The 5,712-nt window shown below is 73.7% G+C and carries 5 protein-coding genes; 3 read left to right on the top strand and 2 right to left on the bottom strand.

Annotation, left to right across the window (positions count from 1 at the left end; translation table 11 throughout):
• Nucleotides 1-495: 495 nt before the first annotated feature.
• Nucleotides 496-1,470, bottom strand: a complete 975-nt coding sequence (locus VGR37_13930) for an alkaline phosphatase family protein (protein HEV2148497.1) — start codon at nucleotides 1,468-1,470, stop codon at nucleotides 496-498.
• Between the two features lie 398 nt (nucleotides 1,471-1,868).
• Here VGR37_13930 and VGR37_13935 point away from each other — a divergent pair, with 398 nt between their 5' ends.
• Nucleotides 1,869-2,540 (top strand): hypothetical protein, encoded by a 672-nt coding sequence (locus VGR37_13935; protein HEV2148498.1) that lies wholly within the window; start codon nucleotides 1,869-1,871, stop codon nucleotides 2,538-2,540.
• A gap of 16 nt (nucleotides 2,541-2,556) precedes the next feature.
• Here the strand turns inward: VGR37_13935 and VGR37_13940 are convergent, their stop codons facing one another.
• Nucleotides 2,557-3,468 carry a response regulator gene (locus VGR37_13940; protein ID HEV2148499.1) on the bottom strand — a complete coding sequence of 304 codons (912 nt, stop codon included), beginning with the start codon at nucleotides 3,466-3,468 and terminating at the stop codon, nucleotides 2,557-2,559.
• A 73-nt stretch (nucleotides 3,469-3,541) separates the two neighbouring features.
• On the opposite strand from VGR37_13940, the gene dacB reads away from it, so the two are divergent.
• Together dacB and VGR37_13950 are read left to right on the top strand one after the other, a co-directional pair.
• Nucleotides 3,542-5,047: a D-alanyl-D-alanine carboxypeptidase/D-alanyl-D-alanine-endopeptidase gene (gene dacB, locus VGR37_13945; GenBank protein HEV2148500.1), complete on the top strand. Its 1,506-nt coding sequence runs from the start codon at nucleotides 3,542-3,544 to the stop codon at nucleotides 5,045-5,047.
• Between the two features lie 82 nt (nucleotides 5,048-5,129).
• Nucleotides 5,130-5,712, top strand: a 583-nt coding sequence (locus VGR37_13950) for a hypothetical protein (GenBank protein HEV2148501.1), incomplete at its 3' end; no start/stop codon positions are given.

A 5,712-nucleotide genomic window follows, 5' to 3' on the forward strand; every position in this document is an offset into this window, starting at 1 on the left:
GCTTCTGCCCCAGAACAGGAAAGCGGAGCCGAGAGGTCTCGACTCCGCTCTACCGCATTCGGGCTGCAATCTGCTTCCTCTGCCTGAGTCTCCGAACTTCGCTCCTACCTCATTTCCAAAGTTCGGGATGACTCATGTCTCCTGCTTCCCGGCCTGTGTCGCGCGGGCGGTCGGGGGCGGGGGTAATCTCCGGAAGAAGTGAACCCGAAGGGACTCGCTTGCGAGCACTCGCTTCGCTCAGACATCCACTTCTTCCTCCGACCACCCCCACCGCCTCCCTGCATCCCTCTCCGCGGGGGTGCCGAACGGCAGTTGCCGTTCACCCCTCTCCCGCTTGCGGGGGACGGGCCGGGGGAGGGGGCTCTGCCGACCCCCTCTACGGCTGCGGCTGACAGGAAGCCCTCCCCCAGAACTGGGGGATATAGGGGGCAAGTGTTGCGAGCCTAAAGCGAGCCGGGTGGGGGCCTGCGGGTGGGGGCCTGCCTCCCGCATTCCTCACTGCACCCCGCCCGTCACCCCCTCCGCCTGCCGGTCCGCCCCGAACGCGAACGCCTCCGTCACCGGGCGTCCGTCCCAGAACTCCGGCCGGGGGATCCCCAGCAGCCAGAGCACCGTCGCCGCCGTGTCGAAGGTGGTCACCGGGCCAGCGATGGGGCCGGGGGTGATCCCCTTTCCCCAGGCGATCCAGGGGATGGTCATGTCGTCGATCGATTCCGTCCCGTGCGTCCGGGAGTGGCCGCCGTGGTCCGCGGTGACGATCAGCACCATGTCGTCGCCGTAGCGGGCGCGGGCGGCGCGCAGGATCCGCCCCACCGCGGCGTCCGCCCGGCGCACGGCGGCGCGGTAGGGGGCGGACATCCAGCCGGTGGAGTGGCCGGCTATGTCCGGATCGGAGACGTGCACGAAGAGCAGCTCCGGGTCGCGGTACTTCAGGTAGCGCTCCACGTCCTCCACCATGCGCGGCGCCAGGAGCACTTCCGCGCCGCGCGGCACGGAGGCCCAGAACCCCGGGTCGCCCGCGCCGACCAGGTGGCGGAACTTGGCCTTGCCGAAGAAGGCCGCGGTCCGCAGCCCCGCCGAGTCGGCCAGGTCGAACACGGTGGGGACCCCCACCCGCCCGGTCTCGTCCACCCGGTCGTCGTTCCAGGTGATCCCGTGCTTCGCGGGGGAGACCCCGGTGAGCATGGAGGTGTGGGAGGGGAGCGTCTTGCTCGGGGTGATGGTCCGGGCCTGGAGCGTGTACGCGCCCTCGTCCATGAGCCGCCGGAGGTGCACCGCCCCCGCCGCCTCGATCGCGTCCGGCCGCAGTCCGTCCACCGAGATCACCACGACGTGCCGCACGTGCGTCTGCGGGAAACGCCGATCCGCGTGCTGCAGCAGCGCCGGGGAGCACGCGGAGGCGAGCCACGCGCAGAGGGCGAGCAGGGGCGCCGCGCGCACGAGGCGGGGGAGGCGGGGTACGGGTGTCATCGGGCCGGATCCTCCGGGTGGCACGGGACGGGGTCCCTGGAAACGTGAGCTGCATGGCTACACCGGGGGCCGGAGCCGGGGTCCGCCGGGGGCGGGCGGCGCGGGTTCGGTGGACCCGTTCGTGCAGCCGGGCGATCCCCCCGCGGGGCGCCGCCTGAATCTTTTTCGGACGGGCGCCGTATCAGGAGGACGAGGCGGTCTTCAGCGTTCCAAACTTTGAATCGGCGCCGCGGAAGGCGGCGCGGGAGCAAAGCATGTACTGTTCCACCTGTGGAGCCCACGTCCCGGCGGGGCGCAGCCACTGCAACACTTGCGGGTCCTGGGTCGCGCCCCCGGCGCACTCGTCCGGAGGGGCCCCCGCGCCGCTCGCCCGGACGGCGCACGCCCCGGCGCCGGCCGTGTCCGCCGCGGCGCACACCTGCCACCGGTGCGGCTACACCGGGGAGGGGATCACGTACTTCTCCAAGGGGTCGCACGTCGCCGGGCTGATCGTTCTGGGGCTGGTCAGCGCCGGGTTCATGGGCGTCTTCGCGCTCATCTACTACCTGAGCTTCCGCGACCACCAGATCTGCCCGCGCTGCGGCAAGGACTGGGGGAGCCAGAAGGACCTCGCCCTCGCTCCGGCCCGCGGCGGCGCCGTGCAGCCGGCGCTCCCCGCGGGGCGCGGCTCGGCGGCGAACGGCTGGTCCATCGCCCTGTTGACGGTGGCCGCGCTGCTGCTGATCGCGGGGATCGCGGCCTTCGAGCTGGCACCCCTCCTGCTCGGGGGGGCGGCGGGTGCGGGGGGGCTGGCGCTCCAGAACGTCGCGCGCAGGGAGCGCGAGGCCCGGCGCGCGGCGCTCATCGCCAACCTGCAGCTTCCGGTGCTGAAGCTGGCGTCGGAGCGGCGCGGGCGGCTGACGGTGACGGAAACAGCGGCGGCTCTGGGATGGCCGCTTCCGCGCGCCGAGAAGGTGCTGAACTCGCTGGAGGACGGCCTGCGGGTGAACTCCGAGGTGACCGACGAAGGGGTGATCGTGTACGAGTTCCGGGAGCTGGCCCACCACCATCGCGGGGAGCTGCCCCGATGACCTGAGGCGCCCGGGGTCAGGGGGCGAGGTCGCCCTCCTCCAGCCCCGTGCTCCCGGCGCGCTTGACGCGCCCTTTCAGCTCGGCCACGCGCTCTCCCAGGTGGTCCAGGGAGGTCCAGCGGGCGGGGTCCACGCGGAGGACGGCGGCGGACAGGCGCGGGAGGTCGAACTCCCGCTCCCTTCCCTCGCGGTCCTCCGCGCGGTACTTTCCGGCCGCAGCCGCGGGGAGGATCTGTCCGAGCCTGCGGGCGAACTCCTCCTGGATCCTCCGCGCGAGGAGAGGGGTCCGCTCCGGGCCGGCGAGCAGGACGAAGTCGTCGCCGCCCACGTGGCCCACGAAGACGCCGTCCTCCTCCCCGATCTCCCGCAGGATCCGCCCGACCTCCTGGATCGCCGCGTCCGCCACGGCGAAGCCGAAGCGGTCGGAGAAGGGCTTGAAGTGGTCCAGGTCCAGGTAGCAGACGGAGAACGGGGCGCCGCGGTCCCGGCTGCGGAGGATCTCCGCGTGGATCGCCTCGCCGCCGGGGAGTCCGGTGGTGGGGTTCCGCTCCAGCGACTGCCGCGAAAGGCGGAGGAGCGCGCGGACGCGCGCCACCAGCTCCCGGGGGTCGAAGGGCTTGCCGAGGTAGTCGTCGGCCCCGGCGTCGAACCCCTCCAGGCGGTTCTCCAGCCGTCCCTCGCCGGTGAGGATCAGCACGGGGAGGTACGCCAGGCGCGGGTCGGCCTTGACGTCGCGGCAGACCTCGAAGCCGTCCGGCTTCCCCATGCGGTAGTCCAGGAGGAGGAGGTCGGGGGCCCTGCGGCGGACCTCCACCAGCGCCTCCGACCCGCTGGCGACGGCACGCACGGCGAAGCCGGCGGCGCGCAGCGTCGTCGCGATCATCTCCCGGAACGAGCGGTCGTCGTCGGCCAGCAGGATCTCGCTCATCGTCCCCACGTACGAAATCTTGATCTCCCTTCCCATGCCCCAGTCCCGCCGCCCCGCGCATCCGGCGCCCCGCGTGCGTGCCCGCCGGTGGGCCGCCGCGGCGCTCCTGGGCCTCGGCGCGTGCGCGCCTCCGGCGCACACGCAGCAAGGTACCTCTCCTGCCGCCCCGCTGTCCACCCGTGCCGCCGACCCCGCCGCGGCGCTCGCGCGGCGGATCGACGCGATCATCGACCGGCGCCCCTTCGACCGGGCCCACTGGGGGATCGAGGTGTGGGACCCGGCGACCGGCCAGGCGCTCTACCGGCGCGCCGCCGACCGGCACTTCGTCCCGGCCTCCAACCTCAAGCTGGTGGTGGCCGCGGCGGCGGCGCACCTCCTGGGCCCCGAGTACCGCTACCGCACCACCGTGTACGCCGGCGGCCCCCTGCGCGACGGGACGCTCCAGGGTGACGTGGTGCTGTACGGGCGCGGCGACCCCACCCTGTCCGGCCGCTACTTCCCGGGCGCCACCGCGGTGCTCGACTCGCTGGCCGCGGCGCTGCACGCGCGAGGGGTACGGCGCGTGGCGGGGGTGACGGCGGACGAGAGCTTCTTCGACTCCACCTACCTCCGCGAGGATTGGGAGCGCTACGACCTCCTCTGGTGGTACGCCGCCCCGGTGGGGGCGCTGGGCTTCAACGACAACTCCATCGACTTCCGGGTGGAGCCGGGGGAGCAGGTCGGGGCCCCGGCCCGGATCACCGGCTCGCCGCAGAGCGCCTTCTGGACGCTGGAGAACCGCACCCGGACCGTGGCGCGCGGCAGGCCGAAGACGCTGGACTTCGACCGGGTGCCGGGGACCAACCGCATCGTTGCCTACGGCGAGATCCCCCGCGACGCGGCGGCGCGCACGGAGTACGTTGCGGTGGTGGAGCCCGCCCGCGTGGTGGGGACGGTGTTCCGGGAGGCGCTGGAGCGCCGGGGGATCCGGGTGGACCGCAAGGAGGTGCGCGTGGTCTCGGACCCGGCGCGGTCGCCCTCGGCGCGCGCCGAGGCGCTGGCGGAGCACCTGTCCCCGCCGCTCGCGCAGGTGGTCGGGCCGATCCTGGGAACGAGCCAGAACTGGTTCGCGGAGCAGCTGGTCAAGACGCTCGGCCGGGAGATGAAGGGGCAGGGGAGCTGGGCCGCGGGGCTGGAGGTGGAGCGCGACTTCCTCACGCGGGTGGTGGGGATCGACTCGGCCGCCTTCGTGCTCCGCGACGCTTCCGGGCTCTCCTCCGGGAACCTGGTCACGCCGGAGGCGCTGGTGCGCATCCTGGCCTGGGCGCGCACCGCGCCGCGGGGCGAGCTGGTGCGGGAGGCCATGCCGGTGTCGGGGAGGTCGGGATCGCTGCGGGCGCGGCTCACCGACCTGCCGGGGCGGGTGGCCGCGAAGACGGGGTACATCGGCAACGTGGACTCGCTGAGCGGCTACGTGACGCTGGCGGACGGGCGCGAGGTGGTGTTCAGCGTGATCGCCAACGCCTCGGGGCTGCCGTCGTCGCGGATGAAGGAGGCGATCGACGAGGTCGTCCGCGCAATCGCGGCGTACGGCGGGTGAGGCGGTGCAGGCCACGCCGCTTCTCCGCTCCCTGGTGCCGCGCGCAGCGCCCACCACACACTCCCGGCAGGAGCCAGCGTACATGATCTGCCCCTCGCGGCGAGCGACAGCCGCACTCCTCGTCCTCGCGGCGCTCTCGGCGGCGCCCGCGGCCGCCCAGTCCACAGCGCCGCCCCCGGTGGAGACCTTCGACTCCGCGTGGACGGCGGTACAGCGCACCCACTTCGACACGACCTACAACGGCGTGGACTGGAACGCGGTCCGCGCGGAGCTGCGCCCCCGCGCCGCCGCGGCGACGACGCCGGAGGAGCTGCGCGGCGTGCTCCGGGAGATGCTGGGGCGGCTGAACCAGTCGCACTTCTACCTGATCCCCGCCGAGGTCCACGAGACGCTCGACGCCGACGCCGGTCCCGCGGGATCCGCGAGGGCGGAGGGTGAGAGGGTCGGGGAGGTTGGGATGGACGTGCGCCTGCTGGACGGCCGCATCGTGGTGACCCGGGTAGACCGCGGGGGCGCCGCCGAGGCCGCGGGGGTGCGGCCGGGGTGGGGGGTGGAGGGGGTGGGGGATCGGGAGGCGTCGAAGGTCCTCGCCGCGGTGCGCGCGCTGGACGCGGGCGTCTCCGCCCGCGAGCGGGATCTGCGCGCGTGGGCGAGCGTCCTGGGGG

The sequence above is a fragment of the Longimicrobiaceae bacterium genome (assembly GCA_035936415.1).
Taxonomy (GTDB): domain Bacteria; phylum Gemmatimonadota; class Gemmatimonadetes; order Longimicrobiales; family Longimicrobiaceae; genus JAFAYN01.

Excerpts from the sequence above, each read along its gene's own strand:
- VGR37_13930 (HEV2148497.1), bottom strand. The coding sequence starts at position 1,470 with ATGACACCCGTACCCCGCCTCCCCCGCCTCGTGCGCGCGGCGCCCCTG.
- VGR37_13940 (HEV2148499.1), bottom strand. The coding sequence starts at position 3,468 with ATGAGCGAGATCCTGCTGGCCGACGACGACCGCTCGTTCCGGGAGATG.